The sequence below is a fragment of the Streptomyces sp. NPDC008125 genome (genome assembly GCF_042957125.1).
Classification (GTDB): domain Bacteria; phylum Actinomycetota; class Actinomycetes; order Streptomycetales; family Streptomycetaceae; genus Streptomyces.
Genome location: NZ_JBIBHR010000010.1, coordinates 110,391 through 132,867, shown reverse-complemented (window position 1 = coordinate 132,867; position 22,477 = coordinate 110,391). Strand labels below are relative to the sequence as shown.

Annotated in this window: 17 protein-coding genes; 10 read left to right on the top strand and 7 right to left on the bottom strand. The window is 73.5% G+C overall.

Features of this window, described 5'->3' with window-relative positions; translation table 11 throughout:
* Positions 1-240: 240 nt before the first annotated feature.
* From ACFZAX_RS18760 to ACFZAX_RS18750, 3 genes are read right to left on the bottom strand one after another with little or no spacing between them, the layout of a single operon-like run.
* Complete coding sequence (locus ACFZAX_RS18760) at positions 241-852, bottom strand: TetR family transcriptional regulator (RefSeq protein WP_390962754.1); 612 nt, start codon at positions 850-852, stop codon at positions 241-243.
* 55 nt (positions 853-907) lie between these two features.
* A complete protein-coding gene (locus tag ACFZAX_RS18755; protein ID WP_390962752.1) occupies positions 908-3,031 on the bottom strand; it encodes a YhgE/Pip family protein in 2,124 nt (707 codons plus the stop codon).
* On the bottom strand, positions 3,003-3,848 hold the full coding sequence (locus ACFZAX_RS18750; RefSeq protein ID WP_390962750.1) for an ATP-binding cassette domain-containing protein: 846 nt from the start codon (positions 3,846-3,848) through the stop codon (positions 3,003-3,005). The genes ACFZAX_RS18755 and ACFZAX_RS18750 overlap by 29 nt, the downstream gene beginning before the upstream one ends.
* A 220-nt stretch (positions 3,849-4,068) precedes the next feature.
* Here ACFZAX_RS18750 and ACFZAX_RS18745 point away from each other — a divergent pair, with 220 nt between their 5' ends.
* The 3 genes from ACFZAX_RS18745 (at position 4,069) to ACFZAX_RS18735 (ending at position 6,201) form a co-directional block, all read left to right on the top strand.
* Positions 4,069-4,596 carry an SAV_6107 family HEPN domain-containing protein gene (locus ACFZAX_RS18745; protein ID WP_390962748.1) on the top strand — a complete coding sequence of 176 codons (528 nt, stop codon included), beginning with the start codon at positions 4,069-4,071 and terminating at the stop codon, positions 4,594-4,596.
* 148 nt (positions 4,597-4,744) lie between these two features.
* The gene (locus ACFZAX_RS18740; RefSeq protein ID WP_390962746.1) at positions 4,745-5,503 is read left to right on the top strand and encodes a methyltransferase; all 759 of its coding nucleotides are present in this window, start codon (positions 4,745-4,747) and stop codon (positions 5,501-5,503) included.
* Between the two features lie 305 nt (positions 5,504-5,808).
* On the top strand, positions 5,809-6,201 hold the full coding sequence (locus ACFZAX_RS18735) for a DUF3040 domain-containing protein (RefSeq protein ID WP_327175262.1): 393 nt from the start codon (positions 5,809-5,811) through the stop codon (positions 6,199-6,201).
* Between the two features lie 496 nt (positions 6,202-6,697).
* Here the strand turns inward: ACFZAX_RS18735 and ACFZAX_RS18730 are convergent, their stop codons facing one another.
* The 4 genes from ACFZAX_RS18730 to ACFZAX_RS18715 form a co-directional block, all read right to left on the bottom strand.
* Positions 6,698-9,091, bottom strand: coding sequence for a transglutaminaseTgpA domain-containing protein (locus ACFZAX_RS18730; RefSeq protein ID WP_390962744.1), 2,394 nt, complete (start codon positions 9,089-9,091; stop codon positions 6,698-6,700).
* Positions 9,088-10,560, bottom strand: coding sequence for a DUF58 domain-containing protein (locus tag ACFZAX_RS18725; protein WP_390962742.1), 1,473 nt, complete (start codon positions 10,558-10,560; stop codon positions 9,088-9,090). The genes ACFZAX_RS18730 and ACFZAX_RS18725 overlap by 4 nt, the downstream gene beginning before the upstream one ends.
* Entirely contained in the window at positions 10,560-11,606 is a 1,047-nt protein-coding gene (locus ACFZAX_RS18720) for an AAA family ATPase (RefSeq protein ID WP_390962740.1), read from the bottom strand. The genes ACFZAX_RS18725 and ACFZAX_RS18720 overlap by 1 nt, the downstream gene beginning before the upstream one ends.
* A gap of 327 nt (positions 11,607-11,933) precedes the next feature.
* The gene (locus ACFZAX_RS18715; RefSeq protein WP_390962738.1) at positions 11,934-12,479 is read right to left on the bottom strand and encodes a carbonic anhydrase; all 546 of its coding nucleotides are present in this window, start codon (positions 12,477-12,479) and stop codon (positions 11,934-11,936) included.
* A gap of 577 nt (positions 12,480-13,056) precedes the next feature.
* On the opposite strand from ACFZAX_RS18715, the gene rsmH reads away from it, so the two are divergent.
* The 7 genes from rsmH to murD all read left to right on the top strand — a co-directional run bounded on the left by rsmH (position 13,057) and on the right by murD (position 22,429).
* Positions 13,057-14,022 (top strand): 16S rRNA (cytosine(1402)-N(4))-methyltransferase RsmH, encoded by a 966-nt coding sequence (gene rsmH, locus ACFZAX_RS18710; protein WP_390962736.1) that lies wholly within the window; start codon positions 13,057-13,059, stop codon positions 14,020-14,022.
* A 55-nt stretch (positions 14,023-14,077) separates the two neighbouring features.
* Positions 14,078-14,671, top strand: a complete 594-nt coding sequence (locus ACFZAX_RS18705; protein ID WP_390962734.1) for a septum formation initiator family protein — start codon at positions 14,078-14,080, stop codon at positions 14,669-14,671.
* A gap of 4 nt (positions 14,672-14,675) precedes the next feature.
* Positions 14,676-16,649: a penicillin-binding transpeptidase domain-containing protein gene (locus ACFZAX_RS18700; RefSeq protein WP_390962732.1), complete on the top strand. Its 1,974-nt coding sequence runs from the start codon at positions 14,676-14,678 to the stop codon at positions 16,647-16,649.
* 129 nt (positions 16,650-16,778) lie between these two features.
* Positions 16,779-18,506, top strand: coding sequence for a UDP-N-acetylmuramoyl-L-alanyl-D-glutamate--2,6-diaminopimelate ligase (locus tag ACFZAX_RS18695; RefSeq protein WP_390962729.1), 1,728 nt, complete (start codon positions 16,779-16,781; stop codon positions 18,504-18,506).
* Positions 18,507-18,510: 4 nt separating this feature from the next.
* Positions 18,511-19,920: a UDP-N-acetylmuramoyl-tripeptide--D-alanyl-D-alanine ligase gene (gene murF, locus ACFZAX_RS18690; protein WP_390962727.1), complete on the top strand. Its 1,410-nt coding sequence runs from the start codon at positions 18,511-18,513 to the stop codon at positions 19,918-19,920.
* Positions 19,917-20,987 carry a phospho-N-acetylmuramoyl-pentapeptide-transferase gene (mraY, locus tag ACFZAX_RS18685; RefSeq protein WP_327175252.1) on the top strand — a complete coding sequence of 357 codons (1,071 nt, stop codon included), beginning with the start codon at positions 19,917-19,919 and terminating at the stop codon, positions 20,985-20,987. Before murF ends, mraY begins: the two co-directional genes overlap by 4 nt.
* Complete coding sequence (gene murD, locus ACFZAX_RS18680; protein ID WP_390962724.1) at positions 20,969-22,429, top strand: UDP-N-acetylmuramoyl-L-alanine--D-glutamate ligase; 1,461 nt, start codon at positions 20,969-20,971, stop codon at positions 22,427-22,429. The genes mraY and murD overlap by 19 nt, the downstream gene beginning before the upstream one ends.
* Positions 22,430-22,477: the final 48 nt, after the last annotated feature.

Below are 22,477 nucleotides of genomic sequence, written 5' to 3'. Positions count from 1 at the left end.
ACGGGGCGGCGGACGGTCCGTGCCTCCGACGCAACGGGGGCGCGCGACGGAGGAGCCAGGGGCCACGGGAGACCGGGGCCCGCCACGGGGGACGGCTCCTCCGGCAGTACGCGGGACGCCGGTCCGGCGGGGTTCGAGGGGGATCGAACTCCACCGGACCGGCGTCTTTTTCCGTCCTGGTGGCCGTCCCGGTGGCCTTCCTCGTGGCCGTCCCGCTGGCCGTGCGGGTGCCGCGGTCCGTCAGCGGCCGCTGACCCGGCCGTGCAGCAGCAGCGACAGCGCCGAGTGGACCTCGTCGAGCGACCGCTCGGGCTGGAACGCCTGCCAGTCCAGCGCCGCCACCAGCACCATCCCGACCAGGGCGGCGGCGGTCAGCGGGATGTCGATCTCCGAGCTCAGCTCGCCGTTCTCCACCCCCGCACGCAGTTCTTCCTCCACCACGGCGACCGCCTCCTGGCGCACCACCAGGAGGGTCGACTGCCAGGCCCTGTTGGTGCGCCAGAGCTCGGCCACGTACAGCTGGGTGAAGGCCGGGTAGCGGTCGATGAAGGCCAGCCCCGCCCGGATCATCGCGTCCAGCGCGGCCACCCGGGTCCCCCCGCTCGCGGCGGTCTCCTCGGCCGCCGCCCGCAGCGCCGCCGTCAGCAGGCCGACGCCGTGCCGCAGCAGCTCCTCGAAGAGCTCGGTCTTGCTCTTGAAGTTGTAGTACACCGTGCCCTTGGCGACGCCGGCCCGCTCGGCGATCTCGTCCACCGTGGTCGCCGAGAAGCCCTTCTCGGCGATGAGGGTCACGGCCGCCTCGTAGAGTTTCTGCCGGGTCGCCTGGCGGCGGGTGGTGCCACTGCTTTCCATGAGGTCGATTCTCACAGGTCCGCCGCCGCTCCGAACCCCTTCGCCCCGAGCCCGCTCACAGACTCAGCTCCGGGTGCAGCCGCTCCAGGGTCCACACCTGCCTGCGCCGGGCGGCGACGGCGGTCAGCGCGAGGGCCCCCGCCGTGAAGGCGGCCAGGACCGCGCAGGCCTGCCAGACCGGCCCGGGCCCCCCGCCGGTGATCAGCCGGCGAAGCGCCTCGACGACCCAGCTCATCGGCAGCCACGGGTGGACCGCCTCGAAGAAGCCGGGGCTGGTCCGCACGGGGTAGGTACCGCCGGCCGAGGTCAGCTGGAGCATCAGCAGCGCCAGCACCAGGATCCGTCCCGCCGCGCCGAAGCGGGCGTTCAGCCACTGCACGATCGCCGCGAAGCAGCAGGTCACCAGAGCGAGGAAGCCGACCGTGGCCACCGGGTGCGCCATCTCCAGACCCAGCCCCCAGTGGAGAACGGACATCAGCGCGGCGACCTGCACCAGACCGGTCGCGGCCACCGGCAGCCAGCCCGCGAACGCGGTCCGGCGGGCGGAGGCACCGGTCGCGAGGGCCCGCCGGTTCAGCGGCTGCATCAGCATGTACGCCACCATCGCGCCGACCCAGAGGGAGAGCGGGATGAAATACGGGGCGAAGCCGGTGCCGTAGTTCGGGGCCGCGTGCAGCGACGAGGAGGCGAGGCGGACCGGGTCGGCCATGACCCCGGTCCGGGCGTCGCGGTCGTCCTCGTCGTAGTCCGGGATCTCGCCCACACCGTCGTTCAGCCCGTCCGCCAGGGTGGTGGACCCGTCGCTCAGGCGGTGCAGCCCGCTGTCCAGGCCCAGGGCCCCCGTCTTCAGCGCGCCGACACCGGTGTCCAGCGCCAGGGCCCCGGACTTCGCCGTGGACAGCCCGGAGTGCAGGGTTCCGGCGCCCTCGGCGACCTGCTGCGCGCCCGCGTTGAGGGCGTCGACCTTCGCCACGGCGGACTCCAGGTCGTCGTCGAGCGTCGGCGCGTGCTCCGCGAGGTCCTCCGCCCGTTGCTGCAGGACCGTCAGCCGGGTGCGCAGCACGGCGAGATCACCGTCCTCGTCCTCGACCAGGGCGCTGACGTCGTCGGCGACGGCGGCGACGCCGGCCGCCGCCGCCACCGCCTTCGCCAGCGGGTCGCAGACGGCCGGGTCCGGCAGCGGCGGGTCCTCGCACCGCTGCGTCCGGACGGCGGCGAGGTCGTCGGAGGCGGTGTGCGCGGCGGTGGCCGCGGCGGGCGCCGCCTTCACCAGTTCACCGAGGTTGTCCCGCACGGTCCGCGAGGCGTCGGCGACCAGCCGGGCGGTGTCGCCGATGGACTTGCCGTCGTCGTCGAGGAACGGCCGGATGCCGTCCGCGATCCGGCCGACCTGGTCGGCGAGGAGCTGGGTGCCGTCCGCGACCTGACGCGATCCGGTCCGCAGATCGGCGGAGCCCCGGTCGAGCGCGGTGATGCCGTCGGAGAGCCGTTCGCTGCCGGACTTGCTCTCCTTGAGCCCCTCGGCGAGATCCTTCGACCCCTGCTCGGCCTTCGTGATGCCGGTGTGCAGGTCGTCCGCCCCGGCGGCGGCCTTCGCCGTCGCGTCGTGGATGTCCGAGAAGCCGATGAAGATCCGGTCGAGGAAGCCGCGCGAGGCCTCGGCCGAGGCCGCCGCGCGGATCTCGGAGAACACCGTCCTGGAGATCTGGCCGACGATGTAGTTGTTGGCGTCGTTGGTGCGCACCTGGAGTGCGCCCGTCTCGGGGGAGCCGCCCCCGCTCGACGCGATCCGCCGGCTGAGGTCGGCGGGCAGGGTGAGCGAGAGGTAGTACGTACCGTTCTCGACACCCCGTCGGGCCTCGGCGGCGCCCACCCGGTGCCACTCGAAGGTCTTGGAGTCCAGCAGCTTCCCGGCGAGCTCGTCGCCGACGGCGAGCCGGTCCCCGGCTGCCCCGCCGCGCGGGTCCTTGCCGCCTCCGTCCGGGATCGTCGCTCCCTCGTCCTCGTCGACCAGAGCGACGGGAATCCGGTCCAGATGCCCGTACGGGTCCCAGAAGGACCAGAGGTAGAGGGCCCCGTACAGCAGGGGCAGCAGCAGGAGGGCGGCCAGCGCGGCGCGCGGCAGCTTCCCCCTGCCGAAGCGCTTCAGCTCAAGCCCGGCCAGACCCGTCGCGCGCATCGCCGGCCTCCTTCTCGTCGGAATCGCCGTCGGCGGTGGTGGTGGCAGTGCTCGGGCCGGTGCCGGCGTTCGGGCCGGTGGTGGGCCCGGCGGCGGTCGTGCCCGTCGACGGCCCGGTGCGTACGGCCGGTACGTCCTCGGGGGCCTCGGCGCACACCGCGAGCACGGTGGTGCCCCGGGCGGCGACGGTGCGCAGCAGCTCCCAGGCAGCCGCCCGGCCCGCCGCGTCGAGGCCGAGGCCGGTGTCGTCGACCGCGAGCAGCCGGGGCTCGTCCAGCAGGGCGAGGGCCACGGAGAGCCGCAGGGCGTCCAGCCGTCCCAGGTCCCGGGCCTGCGTCCGCCCGGCCTTCGGCAGGGCGCCGAGGTCGAGCCCGGCGGCCTCCACCACCTCGGCGACCCGCTCGCCCGATGCCGCGCGCTCCCGGCGCGGACGGAGCAGCGCCCGGACGGGGCCGGTGTACCGGCTCCGGAGCAGGGCGCGCTCCCGCAGATGTTCGGCGACAGTCAGGGTCCCTTCGAGCTCGCTGACGCCGGTGACCGGTCCGAGCGCGGTGATCCGGCGGACCGCCGCGAGCCTGCCCGGGAGCGGGTAGCCGCCGGTGCTCGCCCGGCCTTCCGTCGTCCGCATCCGGCCGGTGAGCGCCAGCAGCAGCGAGGTGCGGCCCGAGCCCGAGGGGCCGGCCAGGGCGGTGAGGGTGCCGGGCGCGGCGTCGAACTCCACACCCCGGAACGCCCACCCGCGCGGACCCCGCAGCCCGAGACCCCGCACCTCCACGGCGGCGCCGCGCGGCGTGCCCGCCGGCTCTTCGTCTGCCATCGCTCCCCCTCCTCGCACTGCTTCGCGCTGTTCCGCACCGGCCGGCGTGCGGCGCACCGCCCGACCGATTTGAACTGACTGGTCAGTGCAAAAACGTAGCCGGAACGTACGCCGGAAGCAAAAGGCCAGGTCATCAGGGGCTTGAACCGGATTGTCAGTGGTACCCGCCACCATGGACACATACGGCCACCGAGCCGTCACAGACGACAGGAGGATCGTCATGGCCAGCTCGTCCGCAGCTGCCGCCCCGGGGCGCCGCGCAGGCAGCCCTGCCCCCTCACCCACCGGTCCCCCCGACGACGTCCACCCCGTTTCGCGCCGCGCCGGGGCCCCGCCTGCCGCCCTCGATCTTCTCGCCAAGGCCCACGCGGGCCTGACCGAGGCCGCCGTCCTCGACGTCCCCAACGAGCGGTACGCCACCGCGCATCTCGCCGCGCTGCGCGCCGCCGCCGCCGTACTCGCCGCCCGTGGTCGCCCCGAGGCCGGCAAGCGCCACCGCGAGCGCATCCGCAGCGCGTGGGAGGTGCTCCCGGAGATAGCGCCGGAGCTCACCGAATGGAGCGCCCTCTTCGCCTCCGGGGCGGGGCGCCGGGCCCGCGCCGAGGCGGGTCTCCCCGGCGCGGCGAGCCGGCGCGACGCCGACGACCTGCTGCGCGACGTGGCGATGTTCCTGCGGCTGGTGGAGCGCCTCCTCAGCCTCCACCCCACCCTCCCGCAGCCGAGGAGGGCCCGCCCCGGCGCGGGGTGACGGCACTCCCGTGGGCGGTGCGCGGGGGGTGGCGGAGCGGGAGGGGGAGGTGGGAAGCGGGAGGCAATAGGGTAGGAGCGCACCCGCACCACCTGCACCGTTCACGCTCCGCCGCCCGCAGCGGCATCGCGCCGAGGAGTCATCTGCCGTGTCGGACCAGCCGCGCCCCCGCGCCTCTCTCCGTACCGCCGTGGTCTGGGAGGTCCTCAAAGGCGCCCTCGACCGCCAGGCGAAGGCGACCGGCAGTGACACCCTGGACGTTCTGGACACCGGAGGCGGCACCGGAAACTTCGCCGTGCCCGCCGCCCGGCTGGGTCACCGCGTCACCGTCGTCGATCCCAGCCCCGACGCCCTCTTCGCGCTGATGCGCCGGGCCGACGAGGCGGGCGTCGCCGACCGGGTCCGGGGGGTCCAGGGCGACATCCTCGGGCTGTTCGAGGTGGTGGAGCGCGGCAGCTTCGACGCGGCGCTCTGCCACGGCGTCCTGGAGTACGTGGACGACCCGGCCGAAGGCGTACGGAACGCGGTCGGGGCGCTTCGCCCGTCCGGCGCCCTCAGCCTGCTCACCGCGGGCTCGGGCGGCGCCGTGCTGGCCCGCGCCCTCGCCGGTCACTTCGTGGAGGCCCGCCGGGCGCTCACCGACCCGGCGGGCCGCTGGGGAGACGCCGACCCGGTGCCCCACAGGTTCACCGCCGACCAGCTCTCCGGCCTGATCCGCGACGCGGGACTCGGCGTCGCCTCGGTGCACGGTGTGCGGGTCTTCGCCGACCTGGTCCCCGGTGTGCTGGTGGACACCGAACCGGGCGCGATGGAGGCCCTGCTGAAGCTGGAGGCGGCCGCCGCCGAGCTGCCGGCCTTCCACTCGGTCGCCACCCAGCTGCACGTCCTGGGCGAGCGCCGGGCCTGACGGCGGCCCGCCGGGGAACACCGGGTGGCGGGGGAGCGGCCGACCGGCACCGCGAAGGCGTGCGCACCGGTCGCATCCCCTCCGGCTCCGGGCCCCCGATCCGGGCCCGGGCCCCGTATGATCGGGTGACAGGATCCGGCATAACGGATCGGCCCTCGGGGAATCAACGCCTCAAGGGCCGAACCGACATGGCGGTACGGACTGGCTGCTGGCTGGTGGGCGCGGGTTTCCCGGGGGCGAATCCCTGCCTATCCTGGAAGGGCCGCTTACCGGTCGCCCCCGCGGCCGACGACGAGGAGGACTCCGTGCCGCTCTCGGAGCACGAGCAGCGCATGCTCGAGCAGATGGAGCGAGCGCTGTACGCCGAAGATCCCAAGTTCGCGACAGCGCTTGAGGGAAGCGGGCTGCGTACGTACACCCGGCGACGGGTCTACCAGGCGGTCGCTGGATTTCTGGTGGGTATCGCGCTCCTGATGTCCGGAATGGTCGCCCAGCAGATCTGGATCAGCGTGGTCGGCTTCCTCGTCATGCTCGGCTGTGCCGTTCTGGCGGTCACCGGCTGGCGCAGGGCGCCGAAGCCGGGGGAGCAGCCGCAGCGCGGCGCACCGGCCGCCGGGCGCGGGCCCAGGCAGCGCCGGTCCGTGATGAACCGCATCGAGCAACGGTGGCAGCGCCGCCGCGACGAACAGGGCCAGTGAGACTTTCCCCGCCCGGTCAGCCGGGCGGGGTCGTACGACGGAGGGCCGGGCCGACGTAGGGCCGGTACGGCGTCAGAACGTACGACGGAGGGGCGGGACGCGCACAACGCGTCCCGCCCCTCCGTCGTGTGCGCCCCGGGCCGCCGTGAGGCGACGGGTACGCCCGGCGAGGCGATGGCTACGCCCGGCGAGGCGATGGCTACGCCCGGCGGACCGTGCCCCGCAGGAGTGCACGACCCGCGGGGGCACGGTCCCGGGTCCAGCCCCGGACTCCCGGGTCCAGCCCCCGGACTCCCGGACCAGCCCCCGGCTCCTCGGCCTAGGGCGTGTGTCGAAAGTCCCGCCTGTCCGGCGGCGCCCGGCACGCACGCTCGCCGAGTTGTCGGGATCACCCCGATACATCCAGTATCGGGGCGACCCTCCGCCTTGCGATCGCACGCACCGGACGTCGCCGGACCCGCCCTCCGGGCGAACGGCGCCACTTTCGACACACGCCCTAGCCCCGGGACCGGGACGGGCGGAGAAAGCGGCCGGCCGTCGCCACCCGCTCGCCGAACCGTCCCGCCAGCGCCGTACGGCGTTCCGACACCGCCCACACCACCCGGACGGCCGAGCGGGGAGCGAGCACCGCCCGGAGCCGGGCGAGCCGGCCTGCGCGCCCGGCCAGCCCGGTCCGTACCAGCGCCGCGTCCTCGGAGAGCCGGGCGGGCTGATGCGCCCGGGGCGCGTACAGCACCTGCTCCACGGCGCCCGCCACCCGGTGCAGGGCCGCCGCCGCCTCACCCTCCAGCCCGCCCAGCCGCACGACGCGGTCGGCGGCCCGGCGCGGGGTCAGCGCCTCGTCAGGGACGATCCCGTGGTCCCAGGCCGTGTCCGTGATCTCCCGCCATGCCGCCAGCGTTCTCGCCGCCGCGTCCGCGGGCGTCCGCCCGCCCGACCCGTACAGCCGGCGACGCCGCTGCCGGCTCCGCCACAGCAGGGGCGACAGCGGGACCAGCACGACCAGCACCACGCCGAGTGCCACCAGGGCCACCGTGCCGAGCGGGAACCCCGGTCCGGCCGTGTCCGCGGCGACCGGAGCCGCCGAGGGCCCGCAGGCACCCTCCTTGCGCATCAGCGCCGAGCAGCTCTCCGAGGCGGACGGGGCGGCCGAAGGCTGCGCCGAGGCCGAAGCGGTCGGAGCGGCCGACGTGTCGGTGGACCCGGTGGGCGCCTGGGGCACCGTGTAGGAGGGCACCGAGCCCCGCGTGGGGGTCGGCTCGAAGCGTGTCCACCCCACACCCTCGAAGTACAGCTCCGGCCAGGCGTGGGCGTCCCGCAGCCCCACCGAGACCGACCCGTCCGCCTGCGTCGTCCCCGGCGTGAAGCCCACCGCGACCCGGGCCGGGATGCCCAGCGTCCGTGCCATCGCCGCCATGGCGAACGAGAAGTGCACGCAGAAGCCGCGCTTGTCCTTGAGGAACCGTGCGATCGCCGCCGCCCCGGTACCCGAATTCACCGAGGTGTCGTACGAGAAGCCGCCGTTCTGCGCGAACCAGTCCTGCAGCGCCACGGCCTGCTCGTAGTGGTTGGCCGAGCCCCGCGTGACCTGCGCGGCGGTTTCCGCCACCACCTCCGGCAGGGACGCCGGCACCTCGGTGTACTCCAGGGTCAGGTCCGCCGGCGGCAGCCCGGCCGACGCGAGCTGCGCCGCCGTCGGCTCCACCACCAGGCTGCTGACCTGGTACCGCGCTCCGCGCGTCGTCTGGCCGCCGTCGCCGATGAGGGTGCGCCCCACGGGCTCGTACCGCCAGCGGCCGTCGACGCGGACCCTGGTCGCCGGATACGGCATCGGCAGATAGTCCTGCCGGTAGTCGTCGGACGCGGCGATCCGGGAGGTGACCTCGGTGGCGAGGACGTCCTGCCCGAGACCCGTCGGCTGCGGGAGCCGGTCCGGTACGTCCCGCAGCGCCCGCTTGGACGGCAGCCACTCGGCCCCGGTGAACCGGTCGAGGGAGAGGATGCGCAGGTAGGAGCCCTGCGCGGCGCCGTCCTCCGAGCGGTAGTTCAGCACCTCCCGGTTCTCCGACTGGTTGAGGTCGTCCTGGAGGGAGACCAGCGGGTTCACCGCGGAGATGGTGCCCCCGCCGCCACCCCGCCCGTTGCCGGTGCCCAGGCCGTCCAGCAGACCGCCGCCGAGCGCCGGCAGCGCGGCCGGAACCACCAGCGCGACGCCCAGCGCCAGCACGCCGATCCGGCGCCCGGTGCGCACCGGGGACTTCACCCGGGCCGCGGACGGCGGGCCGCCGCGCGCCGGGCCGGCGAAGAGCCGCCCCCACTGGGCGGTACGGTCCCGGCCCTCGGCCAGCAGGAGCAGCAGATAGCCCGAGGCCGCCAAGACGAACCACAGCCCGCTCGCCCCGCCGTCGGAGAGCCCTCCCGCCACCGAGTACAGCGCGAGCAGCGGGAGACCGGCCGGTGCGGCGGCGCGCAGCGTCACCGCCAGGACGTCGACCAGCAGCCCGATCAGCAGGACCCCGCCGACCAGCAGCAGCTTGATGCCGTCCGTCATGGGCGCGGGGGGCGCGTAATGGCCGACGTCGTCCGCGCCCGCCGCGAGCAGGTCGCCCAGCCACTGGACGGCCCCCGGGCCGGGCAGCACCCCGAGCAGCGCCCGGTCACCGGCGAACGCCGCCGTCAGCAGCACCAGCGCGACCAGCACCTGCACCCCGACGGCCACCGCGCGCGCCGGCACGAACCGCCGAGCCAGCGCCCCCGCCGCACTCTGCACGGCGAGCAGCAGCGCGGCCTCGAAGATCCATGTCCAGGGGTCCACCAGGGGCAGCAGCGCCCCCGCCGCCAGCAGTGTCGCCGCACAGGCGCACAGGGCGAGCCGGACGGGACCGCTCATGACCATCCTCCGGAGAAGCCTGTCGCAGCGCCGCCACCGGCGGGCTGGGTGTCACCGGGCTGCCCGGCCCGCTGCCACACCTGGGCGAGGTCCGCCCCGGGCGGCACCGGAACCGCGGTCCAGCCCGCTTCGCGCAGCAGCCGCAGCCGCTCCGTGAAAGGGGTCGCCCGCACCGGACCCGCGCCCGGCGCCCACTCCTCGCCGTCCAGGACGAAGGCGACGGCCGCGCCGCTGCGCCGCCGCATGGCCGCCGCGACCGCCACCTGCTCCTCGTCGAGGTCGCCCAGGAAGGCGAGCAGCAGACCCTCGTGGCCGCCGCGCAGCACCTCGTGCGCACCGCCCAGGCCGCTCGCGTCGGAGTGCTCGACGACCGCGAGCGTGTCCAGCATCAGTCCCGCGGCCTCGGCGGACGCGTGCTCGGAGCCGGAGGAACCACATGCACCTGCGGAGCCGGAAGCGCGGGAAGCACCCGAGGAACCGAAAGAACCGAAAGGAGAAGCGCCGGGGAAGCCGTCCCCGCCGTCACCGGGCGTCGCACCGCCCTCGTCGGTCAGCAGCCGCACCGCGAAGCCCCGCTCCACCAGATGCGCCAGCGCGGAGGCCGCCGCGGCCACCGCCCACTCGAACGCCGACTCCGGCCCGGAGCCCCGGAAGGCGGACCGCCGGGTGTCCAGCAGCACCGAGGCCCGTGCCCGCTGGGGCTGCTCCTCCCGGCGCACCATCAGCTCGCCGTAGCGGGCGGTGGAGCGCCAGTGGACCCGGCGCAGGTCGTCGCCGTGCCGGTAACCCCGTGGCAGTACGTCGTCCTCGCCCGCCTGGGCGAGCGAGCGCTGACGCCCGTCGCCGTAGCCGGAGGCCGCCCCGGTGAGCCGGAGCGGGGGGAGCGCCTGGGTGCGCGGTATCACCACCAGGGTGTCGTGGGCCCTGAAGGAGCGGGTCAGCTCGCACATCCCGAAGGGGTCGGCGAGCCGCATCTGCAGCGGCCCCAGCGGATACCGGCCGCGCAGATCCGAGCGGACCCGGTAGGAGACCTCCCGCCGCCCGCCCGGCTCCACCCGGTCCAGTACGAAGCGGGGCCTCGGCCCGAGCACGTACGGAACCCGGTCCTGCAGCATCAGCAGTCCGGAGGGAAGGCGGGAGGCGTTGTCCACCCGAAGGTGCACCCGCGCCTCCGAACCCGCGGGTACCCGCGAGGGCGACAGCCGCCGCGTGCCGACGACCCGGTGGCGGGTGCGGTGGAGCGCGGCGACGCAGACGAGCGGCAGCACGGCGAGCAGCAGGCCGACCCGGAGCAGGTCGGCCTGGCCCAGTACGTAGGCGCAGATCGCGGCCGCGATGCCGGCGGCCAGGAAGGAGCGCCCCCGGGTGGTCAGCCCGCCCAGGGCCGCCCGCAGGGTGCCTCTGCCATCGTCGGCCTCGTCGCCGGCCACGCCGCCTCGGGGGCCCGGCCCCCGGTGCGCGTCCGCCATCACGGCCGCCGCGTGCCGGGCGCGTACGCCGGACCGCCCTGCGGGTACGGGGGTACGCGCCGGTCGGCGGCCCGATCGTCCGGCGAGGTGGGTACGGGCGTGCGCTGCAGGATCTCCACCACCACCTGCTCCGCCGTGCGGCGGTTCAGCTGGGCCTGTGCGGTGGGCAGCAGACGGTGGGCGAGTACCGGCACCGCGAGCGCCTGGACGTCGTCGGGCAGCGCGTAGTCCCGGCCGCCGAGGGCCGCCGAGGCCTTCGCCGCGCGCAGCAGGTGGAGGCTGGCCCGGGGGGAGGCGCCGAGTCGCAGGTCGGGGTGGCTGCGGGTGGCCTGGACCAGTTCGACGGTGTACCGCCGCACGGACTCGGCCACGTGCACCGAACGGACGGCGTCGATCAGCTTCACGATGTCGTGGGCGTGGGCCACCGGCCGGAGGTCGTCCAGCGGCGGGACCCCGCCGTGCACGTCGAGCATCCGCAACTCGGCGTCGAGGCTGGGATAGCCCATCGACACCCGGGCCATGAACCGGTCGCGCTGGGCCTCCGGCAGCGGGTAGGTGCCCTCCATCTCGACCGGGTTCTGGGTCGCGACGACCATGAAGGGGTCGGGCAGCGCGTAGGTCTGTCCGTCGGTCGTGACCTGCCGCTCCTCCATCGATTCGAGGAGGGCGGACTGCGTCTTGGGCGACGCGCGGTTGATCTCGTCGCCGATCACGATCTGGGCGAAGATGGCGCCCGGCTTGAACTCGAAGTCCTTGCGCTGCTGGTCGAAGACGGACACGCCGGTGATGTCGGAGGGCAGCAGGTCCGGGGTGAACTGGATGCGGCGCACCGAGCAGTCGATGGACCGGGCCAGCGCCTTGGCCAGCATGGTCTTGCCGACTCCGGGCACGTCCTCGATCAGCAGGTGACCCTCGGCGAGCAGCACGGTCAGCGCGATCCGCACGACCTCGGGCTTGCCCTCGATCACGCGCTCCACCGACCCGCGCACCCGCTCCGTCGTGGTGGTCAGATCAGTGAGGTTCGTTCGCTCGTCATAGGTGGTCACCCGGTCCTCCTCGGCCCTTCACGCACGGGCCCGCACCGCCGAACGGCCTGGCCCACCCCGATTGCGGACGCCCCTCCGGAAGCCCCGGAGCGCGTCGCTCACCGCATTCTTGTTGCCGTTACCGCTTCGTGTCACTCGCCTCCGGACAACCCGGGCCGATATGTCGGGTGTTGTCGATATTCGGATGCCGGTTCGAGGCGGAAAAAGGCTGGGGCGGCCCGTGCCGAGGGCCGATCAAGGGGCTGGTGAAAGGGGGTCCGGAGGTGCCCCGCGACAAGAACGGCGACCCCGCGGCGCGGTGCGCGGGGTCGCCGGGGAGCGTGGGGGTCAGGAGGCCGGGGAGATCTCGCGCAGTAGACCGGTCTTGACGTCGAAGACGAAGCCCCGGACGTCGTCCGTGTGCGGGAGGAACGGCGAGGTGCGGACCCGCTGGATCGACTGGCGCACGTCCTGGTCGACGTCGGAGAAGGACTCCACCGCCCACACCGGCCGCTGGCCGACCTCCAGCTCCAGCTCGTGGCGGAAGCCCTCGGTCAGCGATTCGAGCCCGCAGGTGGTGTGGTGGATGAGTATGACGCTGCGGGTGCCCAGCGCCCGCTGGCTGATGGTGAGCGACCGGATCACGTCGTCGGTGACCACGCCGCCCGCGTTGCGGATGGTGTGGCAGTCGCCGAGCTCCAGGCCCAGCGCGGCGTGCAGGTCGATGCGGGCGTCCATGCAGGCGACCACGGCCACCTTCTGGACCGGGCGGGCGTCCATGCCGGGGTCCGTGAACGCGCTCGCGTACGTGGCGTTCGCCGCCACCAGGCGGTCCGTGACGGAGTCGCCGGCGGCGGCGGGGGCGGCGGAAGGAGACTGCGCAGATGTCGACATGGCTACGACGTTAGCCGCCCGACCTGCTCGGAGCGGCTCGGGAAAAGGACAAAGAACCTCAACGAGGCTTGTTGTGAGCCAACCCACAGGACTCGCCCGGGCTCGCCCGTCCGGGTGAGGACCGGGGGCCACCGGAGCGGGGCGACGCGCTGAGCGGTTCGTTGATCCGGAATCGATCGAATGGCAGGGTGGACTAAAGTGACGCGAAGTTACCGACCGGCCGCCAGGCCGGTTCCGCTCCGCCGCACCACCTGTTCCCGCTGCATGTTCCGGACCCTTCCGCGACTCCGGCGCTTCCGGTGGCACCCGGGGTCCTCAATGGTCCCGGCGGTTCACAGCGGTGCGCGGCAGTTCCGGCAGTGCGCCGCGGAAGTCCGTACAACTCCATACATTCTCTCCACCCCCGTATTTCTCCGCACTTCCGATGTCCCCGTGATGTGCGCGAACGTGCGGCCCGGCCCTCTCCCGCTCACGGCAGGCCGGCGCCTCTTCCCCGGCGCCGGCAGGCCTCCCCTTCTGAGCGGGCGGGGACCAGGCCGCACGTGCCGCCTCACGGACCTGAGCCTGAGAGGGCGCATTGAGCCAGACCCGACACGTCCCGGTGATGCTCCAGCGATGCCTGGACCTGTTGGCCCCGGCTCTGGAGCGGGCGGGCGGCACCCCACCGGTGGTCGTCGACTGCACCCTCGGCCTCGGCGGACACAGCGAGGCCCTGCTCGCCTCCTTCCCGGAGGCGCGGCTGGTCGCCCTCGACCGGGACAAGGAGGCGCTCCGGCTCTCCGGCGAGCGCCTCGCCCCGTACGGCGACCGTGCCACCCTGGTGCACGCGGTCTACGACGAACTGCCCGAGGTACTGGACCGGCTCGGCATCCCCAAGGTCCAGGGCGTCCTCTTCGACCTCGGCGTCTCCTCCATGCAGCTGGACGAGGCCGACCGGGGATTCGCGTACGCCCAGGACGCGCCACTCGACATGCGCATGGACCAGAGCACCGGAATCGGCGCGGCGGAGGTCCTCAACACCTACCCGCCGGGCGAACTGGTCCGCATCCTGCGCGCGTACGGCGAGGAGAAGCAGGCCAAGCGGATCGTCTCGGCCATCGTGCGCGAGCGCGAGAAGGAACCGTTCACCAACAGCGCCCGGCTGGTCGAACTGATCCGGGACTCCCTGCCGCAGGCCGCCAAGCGCACCGGCGGCAACCCGGCCAAGCGCACCTTCCAGGCGCTGCGCATCGAGGTGAACGGCGAGCTCAGCGTCCTGGAGAACGCCATCCCCGCCGCGGTCGCCTCCCTCGCGGTCGGCGGCCGGATCGCCGTGCTCTCCTACCACTCGCTGGAGGACCGGCTGGTCAAGCAGGTGTTCGCGGCGGGCGCGGCGAACACCGCGCCGCCGGGGCTGCCCGTCGTCCCCGAGCGCTACCAGCCCCGCCTCAAGCTCCTCACCCGCGGCGCGGAACTGCCCACCGAGGAAGAGGTCGCCGAGAACCGGCGGGCCGCCCCGGCCCGGCTGCGCGGCGCCGAACGCATTCGCGAGGACGAGCGGTGACCGCGTCCCGGGGGCGTACGCCCGGCGACCGCACCGGGGTTCGGGAGACGGCGCGGTGAACCGGCCGGCCGCGCCGCTGAAGGGACGCGCCGCCCGCCTCGCCCGGCTGATGCCGTCGGGGCCGAGCAGCGCGGCCCGCACCCCCTTCATGCTGCTGGTCGTGCTCCTCCTCGGCGGTGGGCTGATCAGCCTCCTGCTGCTGAACTCCGCGCTCAACGAGGGCTCGTTCCGTCTCAGCGAGCTGCGCAAGCAGACGACCGACCTCACCGACGAGGAGCAGGCGCTTCAGCGGGACGTGGACGGTTACTCGCAGCCCGACGCGCTGGAGCGGCGGGCCAGGGAGCTGGGCATGGTCCCCGGCGGCAGCCCCGCCTTCCTCGGCCCGGACGGCACGGTCCGGGGCGTCCCCGCCGAGGTCACCGCGGACCCCGACCCGGAGCCCGTACCGACCCCGGCCGCGACGGACGGCACCGTACCCGACGAAGAACCCCGGGCAGCCGGGGCGACCGGGTCCGAGGAGGCCGCGATCCCCGCGGAGAGCGCCCCGCCCGCCCCCGCCCCGTCCGCCGCGTCCTTCTCGCCGGCCGCTTCCGCGAACCCGGCGGAGCCCACCGCGGCGACCACGACCCCGACGAGCCCCGGCAGGTGACGCAGTGCCGTCCAAGGAACCGCCGCGCCGCCGTGTGCCCGGCCCCGCACGCCCCCGGGGGGCCGCCGGCGGTACGGGACGACCCCGGCCCGCCGCCCGCCCCGAAGCCGGACGCCCCTCGTCCGGCCGGCCGGGGCGCCCCGCGCCGCGCTCCCTGCGCCTGGGCAACCCGCGCCCCCGGCTGCGCCTGGTCAGCCTCGGGCTGACGCTCGTGATGCTGGCGTTCACGGCCCGGCTCCTGCAGGTGCAGGCGGTCGACGCGCACGCGTACTCGGCGAAGGCCAGGGAGAACCGGTACCTCGAGTACACCGTCGCCGCCGAGCGCGGCGAGATCACCGACCGCAACGGGATCGCCCTGGCCACCAGCGTCGACGCGTACGACATCACGGCCGACCCCAAGATGTTCACCCCGGCCGAGAGCAAGGTCCCGGACGCCCCCGAGCAGGCGGCGGCCCTCCTCGCCCCCATCCTCGGCAAGGACGCGGCCACCCTCACCGCGCAGCTCTCGAAGGCCGGAAGCCGCTACACCGTGCTCGCCCGGCGGCAGACCCCGCAGGTCTGGAAGCAGATCAAGGACCTGAAGTCGGTCCTCGCGGACAAGGCGGCCGAGGACGGCGGCGAGGCCACCGGCGTACTGGCGGGCGTCTTCCAGGAGCCGACGACCAAGCGCGTCTATCCGAACGGCGCTCTCGCCGCCGGGATACTGGGCTTCGTCAGCGCCGACGGCAAGGGCGGCGGCGGCCTGGAGTCCCAGCTGAACGAGGAGCTCTCCGGCCAGGACGGGAAGATCCGGTACGCCCAGTCGGGCGGCCGCCGGGTGCCGACCGCCGGCGCCAAGGAGATCCCGGCCGTCGAGGGCACGGACGTCGAGCTCACCATCGACCGGGACATCCAGTGGGCCGCCCAGCGGGCCATCAGTGAGCAGGTCGAGGCGTCCAAGGCGGACGGCGGGTACGTCGTCGTGCAGAACACCCGGACCGGCGAGCTGCTGGCCCTGGCCAATGCCCCGGGCTTCGACCCGAACGACCTCTCCACCGCCGGAGCGGGCTCGCTGGGCAACGCGGCGCTCCAGGACGTGTACGAGCCCGGCTCCACCGCCAAGGTCATGTCCATGGCAGCCGTACTGGAGGAGGGCGCCGCCACCCCCCTCACCCACGTCACCGTGCCCAACCGGCTGCACCGCGGGGACCGGCTCTTCAAGGACGACATCGACCACAAGACCTGGTACCTCACGCTCAACGGCGTCCTCGCCAAGTCCAGCAACATCGGCACCATCCTGGCGACCGGTCAGCTCGGGAAGACCCAGCCCGAGGCGAACAAGGTCCTCTACTCCTACCTCCACAAGTTCGGCATCGGCAGCCCCACCGGCCTCGGCTACCCCGGCGAGTCGCCGGGCATCCTCGCCAAGCCCCAGGACTGGTCGACCTCCCAGCAGTACACGATCCCCTTCGGCCAGGGCCTCTCGCTCAACGCCGTCCAAGCGGCCTCGGTCTACTCGACGATCGCCAACGGCGGGGTACGGATCGCCCCCACGCTCGTACGCGGCACCAAGGGCCCCGACGGCCGCTACACCGACGCCACCAAGCCGGAGGAGACCCGGGTGGTCAGCGAGAAGACCGCCAAGGAGGTCTCCACCATGCTGGAGTCCGTCGTCAGCGACGAGGAGGGCACCGGCACCAAGGCGCGCATCCCCGGATACCGCGTGGCGGGCAAGACCGGTACCGCCAACCGGGTGGACCCGGTCAGCGGCGTGTACGACGGCTACACCGCCTCCTTCGCCGGCTTCGCACCGGCCGACGATCCGCAGATCACCGTCTACTGCGCGATCCAGAACCCCACCAAGGGCAACTACTTCGGCGGCCAGATCTGCGGGCCGATCTACAAGAAGGTCATGGAGTTCGCCCTCAAGACCCTCCAGACCCCGCCGAGCGGCAGCAAGGCGCCCGCGCTGCCGGTCTCCTTCGAGCCGGGCGGCTGACCGGACAGAGCTCTGCGCGGCCGAGGTGCGCGCCGGGCGGACGGAGACGTTCCGGCCGCGCGCGCCGAGGGCGGGCCGCACCGCGCGCCGGACCCGGCCGTGACCTCGTACGTTCCCAGGGGAGCACCCGTGACAACCATCACCCCCGATCCGGGGAACCGGAACGAGAAGTTCCGCAACCCCGGCCCCTCACTTAGCGAGAGGCCGGGTCAGCCCGGTACGCTCACCGCCGTGCCCCACGCTGATCAGTACCGAATCACCCCGAAGGACGCGCCCGTGAACTACCCGGGAGCGCCCCGACCGGAACGGCTCCGGCCGACTCCCCTCGGCGAGCAGGCCGCCCGCCTCGGCCTCGAACTGCCCGTGGCGGTGGAGGTCACCGGCATCACCCACGACTCCCGGGCGGTCCGCCCGGGAGACGTGTACGCGGCTCTGCCGGGCGCCAGGCTGCACGGCGCCGACTTCGCGGCCCAGGCGGCCGGACTGGGCGCCGCCGCGGTGCTCACGGACCCCGCGGGCGCCGAACGCGCTGCCGCCACCGGCCTCCCGGTGCTGGTCGCCGAGGACCCGCGCGCCGTCATGGGCGACCTCGCCGCCGCGATCTACGGCCGTCCCGGCACCGACCTGCTCCAGATCGGCATCACCGGGACCTCCGGAAAGACCACCACCGCCTACCTCGTCGAAGGCGGGCTGCGCGGCGCCGGCCACGCCACCGGGCTCATCGGCACGGTCGAGACCCGCATCGGTGACGAGCGCATCAAGTCCGAGCGCACCACCCCCGAGGCCACCGACCTCCAGGCCCTCTTCGCGGTCATGCGCGAACGCGGTGTCGAGTCGGTCGCCATGGAGGTCTCCAGCCACGCGCTGGTGCTGGGCCGGGTCGACGGCTGCGTCTTCGACGTCGCCGTCTTCAACAACCTCAGCCCGGAGCACATGGAGTTCCACTCCGGCATGGAGGACTACTTCCAGGCCAAGGCGCAGCTCTTCACCCCGGAGCGCAGCAGGCGAGGGGTCGTCAACTTCGACGACCGCTACGGCCGCAGGCTCGTCACCGAGGCCGGTGTCCCCGTCACCACCTTCTCCGCCGAGGGCCACGCCGACGCCGACTGGCGTGCCGAGGACGTCGAAGTCGGGCCGCGGGACAGCACCTTCACCGTGGTCGGCCCCGACGGTGAGCGCGTCGCCGCCCGTGCTCCGCTGCCCGGTCCGTTCAACGTGGCCAACACCCTCGCCGCGATCGTCACCCTGGCCGTCGCCGGGATCGACCCGCAGACCGCCGCCGACGGCGTCGCGGCCGTCCCCGGCGTTCCCGGCCGGCTGGAGCGCGTCGACGCGGGCCAGCCGTACCTCGCCGTCGTCGACTACGCGCACAAGACGGACGCCGTGGAATCGGTGCTCCGCTCCCTGCGCAAGGTCACCCGGGGCCGGGTGCACATCGTGCTCGGCTGCGGCGGCGACCGCGACACCACCAAGCGCGGCCCGATGGGCGCCGCCGCGGCCCGCCTCGCCGACACCGCCGTACTGACCTCCGACAACCCCCGCTCCGAGGACCCGCTGCGGATTCTCTCCGCGATGCTCGCGGGCGCCGCCGAGGTGCCCGTCCACGAACGCGGCGACGTCCTGGTCGACGCGGACCGGGCCGCGGCCGTCGCGGCGGCCGTCGCCCGCGCGCGGCCCGGCGACACCGTCCTCGTCGCCGGCAAGGGCCACGAGCAGGGCCAGGACGTCCACGGGGTGGTCCGGCCCTTCGACGACCGCCAGGTCCTCCGCGCGGCCATCGCGCGGTCCCTGGGGCGCCCCGACGCCGCACCCACCCAGCAGTACGAAGCCCACCACGAGAACAACAGTCAGGGATGACCAAGTGATCGCCCTTTCCCTCGCCGAGATCGCCGAAATCGTCGGCGGGCAGCCGCACGACATACCGGACACCTCGGTCGTCGTCGACGGCCCGGTCGTCATCGACTCCCGGAAGGTGGAGCGGGGCAGCCTGTTCGCCGCCTTCGTCGGCGAACAGGTCGACGGCCACGACTACGCCACCGGTGCCGTGGCGGCCGGAGCCGCCGCGGTGCTGGCCACCCGCCCCGTCGGAGTGCCCGCGATCGTCGTCGACGACGTGGTGGCGGCGCTCGGCGCCCTCGCCCGGCACGTGGTCGTCGACCGCCTCCGGCTGCCCGTCGTCGCCCTCACCGGCTCCGCGGGCAAGACCTCCACCAAGGACCTCATCGCCCAGCTCATGGAGCGGATGGGGCCGACCGTCTACCCGGCGGGCAACCTCAACAACGAGATCGGCCTGCCGGTCACGGCGCTCCGCGCCACCGAGGAGACCCAGCACCTCGTGCTGGAGATGGGCGCCCGCTACATCGGCGACATCCGCTACCTCACCGGACTCGTCCCGCCCCGGATCGGACTCGTCCTCAACGTCGGCACCGCCCACATCGGCGAGTTCGGCGGCCGGGAGCAGATCGCCCAGGCCAAGGGCGAGATGGTCGAGTCGCTCCCCGAGGACGGCGTGGCCGTCCTCAACGCCGACGATCCGCTCGTGCGCGCCATGTCCTCCCGTACGAAAGCACGGGTCCTTCTCTTCGGAGAGGCACCCGAATCGGACGTACGCGGAGAGAACGTCCGTCTCACGGCGGACGGACACCCCGCTTTCAGCCTCCACACACCCACCGGGTGCAGCGAGGTGACCATGCGCCTGTACGGTGAGCACCACGTGTCGAACGCGCTCGCCGCAGCCGCCGTCGCCCATGAGTTGGGCATGCCCGTACACGAGATCGCCGAGGCGCTCTCCGAGGCGGGCACCCTCTCCCGCTGGCGCATGGAGGTCACCGAGCGTCCGGACGGTGTGACGGTCGTCAACGACGCCTACAACGCGAACCCCGAATCCATGAAAGCCGCACTCCGTGCGCTGGCCGCCATGGGCAGGGGCCGGCGGACCTGGGCGGTGCTCGGTCAGATGGCCGAGCTCGGTGACGAGTCGCTCTCCGAGCACGACGCGGTCGGACGGCTTGCCGTCCGGCTCAACGTCAGCAAGCTCGTCGCGGTCGGAGGAAGAGAAGCCTCCTGGCTGCAACTGGGCGCTTACAACGAGGGTTCGTGGGGTGAGGAGTCGGTGCACGTGTCCGACGCACAGGCGGCCGTCGACCTGTTGCGCAGTGAACTGCGCCCGGGAGACGTCGTGCTGGTGAAGGCGTCCCGGTCGGTCGGCCTGGAGATGGTTGCCCAGGCACTGCTGGAGAACTCGACCGAGGGCGAGGTCACCGGCCGATGAGGCAGATCCTCTTCGCGGGGGCCATCGGGCTCTTCCTGACCCTGGTCGGTACCCCGCTGCTCATCAAGCTGCTGGCCCGCAAGGGATACGGGCAGTTCATCCGGGACGACGGCCCACGCACGCACGGCAGCAAGAAGGGCACGCCCACCATGGGCGGCATCGCCTTCATCCTGGCGACGATCATCGCGTACGTCCTGGCGAAGGTGATCACCGGCGAGGAGATGCGGTTCTCCGGTGTCCTCGTGCTCTTCCTGATGGCGGGGATGGGGCTCGTCGGCTTCCTGGACGACTACATCAAGATCGTCAAGCAGCGCTCGCTCGGCCTGCGGGCCAAGGCGAAGATGGCCGGCCAGCTGATCGTCGGCATCGCGTTCGCGGTGCTCTCGCTCCAGTTCGCCGACATCCACGGCAACACCCCGGCGTCCACCCGGCTCTCTTTCGTCGAGGACTTCGGGTGGTCGATCGGGCCGGTGCTGTTCGTCGTCTGGGCCCTGTTCATGATTCTCGCCATGTCCAACGGCGTGAACCTGACGGACGGTCTGGACGGCCTGGCCACCGGCGCGTCGGTGATGGTCTTCGGCGCGTACACCTTCATCGGCCTCTGGCAGTTCCAGGAGTCGTGTGCCAACGCGATGGAACTCACCAACCCGAGCGCCTGCTTCGAGGTGCGCGACCCACTCGACCTGGCGGTCGTCGCCTCCGCGCTGATGGGCTCCTGCTTCGGCTTCCTCTGGTGGAACACCTCGCCGGCCAAGATCTTCATGGGTGACACCGGTTCGCTCGCGCTCGGCGGCGCCCTCGCGGGCCTCGCCATCTGCTCGCGCACCGAGTTCCTGATGGCCGTCCTCGGCGGCCTCTTCGTGATGATCACCATGTCCGTGGTCATCCAGGTCGGTTCCTTCAAGATGACCGGCAAGCGGGTCTTCCGGATGGCGCCGCTCCAGCACCACTTCGAACTCAAGGGGTGGTCGGAGGTCCTCGTGGTGGTCCGGTTCTGGATCATCCAGGGCATGTGCGTGATCGTCGGTCTCGGACTCTTCTACGCGGGATGGGCAGCCAAGAAGTGAGCACCACCGACTCGGCGGACCGGGCGGACTGGCGGGGGAAGCACGTCACGGTCGCCGGCCTCGGGATCAGCGGGATTCCCGCCGCCCGGGCCCTGCACGGACTCGGAGCGCTGGTGACCGTCGTCAACGACGGCGACGACGAGCGCTCCCGCGCCCAGGCCGCCGGCCTGGAGGCGGAGGGGATCACGGTGCGCCTCGGCGACGGCGACACCCTTCCCGAGTCCACCGAACTGATCGTCACCGCCCCGGGCTGGAAGCCCGACAAGCCGCTCTTCCGCGCGGCCGCGTCGGCCGGCGTCCCCGTCTGGGGCGACGTCGAACTCGCCTGGCGGCTGCGGGGGACCAAGGGCGGCGAGCCCGCCCCCTGGCTCGCGGTGACCGGCACCAACGGCAAGACCACGACCGTACGGATGCTCGCCTCCATCCTGGAGGCGGCCGGGCTGCGCACCGCGGCCGTCGGGAACATCGGCGTCTCCCTGCTGGACGCCGTACTGGGCGAGGAGACGTACGACGTGCTCGCCGTCGAGCTCTCCAGCTACCAGCTGCACTGGGCGCCCTCGGTACGCGCCCACTCCGCGTCGGTGCTCAACCTGGCCCCGGACCACCTCGACTGGCACGGCTCCATGGAGGCGTACGCCGCCGACAAGGGCCGGATCTACGAGGGCAACACCGTGGCCTGCGTGTACAACGTGGCCGACCCCGCCACCGAGGAACTGGTCCGCGAGGCCGACGTGGAGGAGGGCTGCCGGGCGATCGGCTTCACCCTCGGAACTCCCGGCCCGTCCCAGCTCGGTGTCGTCGACGGCATCCTGGTGGACCGGGCCTTCGTCACCAACCGGCAGAAGCAGGCCCAGGAGCTGGCCGAGGTCGCGGACGTGAACCCGCCCGCCCCGCACAACATCGCCAACGCCCTCGCCGCCGCCGCGCTGGCCCGCGCCTTCGGCGTGAAGCCCGCCGCGGTCCGCGACGGACTGCGGGCCTTCCGCCCCGATCCGCACCGCATCGAGCACGTGGCGGACATCGGCGGTGTCAGTTGGGTGGACGACTCCAAGGCCACCAACACCCACGCGACCGAAGCCTCCCTCGCCGCCTACGAGCCGATCGTCTGGATCGCCGGCGGCCTCGCCAAGGGAGCGACCTTCGACGACCTGGTGAGCGGCGCCGCCAAGCGCCTGCGGGGCGTGGTCCTCATCGGCCGCGACCGGGCCCTCATCCGCGAAGCCCTGACGCGACACGCCCCCGAGGTACCCGTGGTCGACCTGGACCGGACCGACACTGGGGCCATGTCCGAGGCGGTCGCCGAGGCCGCACGTCTCGCCCACCCGGGCGACACCGTGCTGCTGGCTCCGGCCTGCGCCTCGATGGACATGTTCGTCAACTACAACGAGCGGGGCGAGGCGTTCGCGGACGCGGTCCGCGCACGCGCCGCCGACAGCGCCTGACAGGCCCGGCCCCGGGCCGTACCGTCCCCGGAGAGAATGTGACCCGGG

What these genes read in the sequence shown, in the direction of transcription:
- ACFZAX_RS18755 (WP_390962752.1), bottom strand. Translation starts at nt 3,031, where the DNA reads ATGCGCGCGACGGGTCTGGCCGGGCTTGAGCTGAAGCGCTTCGGCAGG.
- murD (WP_390962724.1), top strand. Translation starts at nt 20,969, where the DNA reads ATGGGCAGCCAAGAAGTGAGCACCACCGACTCGGCGGACCGGGCGGAC.
- ACFZAX_RS18725 (WP_390962742.1), bottom strand. Translation starts at nt 10,560, where the DNA reads ATGGCGGACGCGCACCGGGGGCCGGGCCCCCGAGGCGGCGTGGCCGGC.
- ACFZAX_RS18750 (WP_390962750.1), bottom strand. Translation starts at nt 3,848, where the DNA reads ATGGCAGACGAAGAGCCGGCGGGCACGCCGCGCGGCGCCGCCGTGGAG.
- mraY (WP_327175252.1), top strand. Translation starts at nt 19,917, where the DNA reads ATGAGGCAGATCCTCTTCGCGGGGGCCATCGGGCTCTTCCTGACCCTG.
- ACFZAX_RS18730 (WP_390962744.1), bottom strand. Translation starts at nt 9,091, where the DNA reads ATGAGCGGTCCCGTCCGGCTCGCCCTGTGCGCCTGTGCGGCGACACTG.
- ACFZAX_RS18745 (WP_390962748.1), top strand. Translation starts at nt 4,069, where the DNA reads ATGGCCAGCTCGTCCGCAGCTGCCGCCCCGGGGCGCCGCGCAGGCAGC.
- ACFZAX_RS18715 (WP_390962738.1), bottom strand. Translation starts at nt 12,479, where the DNA reads ATGTCGACATCTGCGCAGTCTCCTTCCGCCGCCCCCGCCGCCGCCGGC.
- ACFZAX_RS18760 (WP_390962754.1), bottom strand. Translation starts at nt 852, where the DNA reads ATGGAAAGCAGTGGCACCACCCGCCGCCAGGCGACCCGGCAGAAACTC.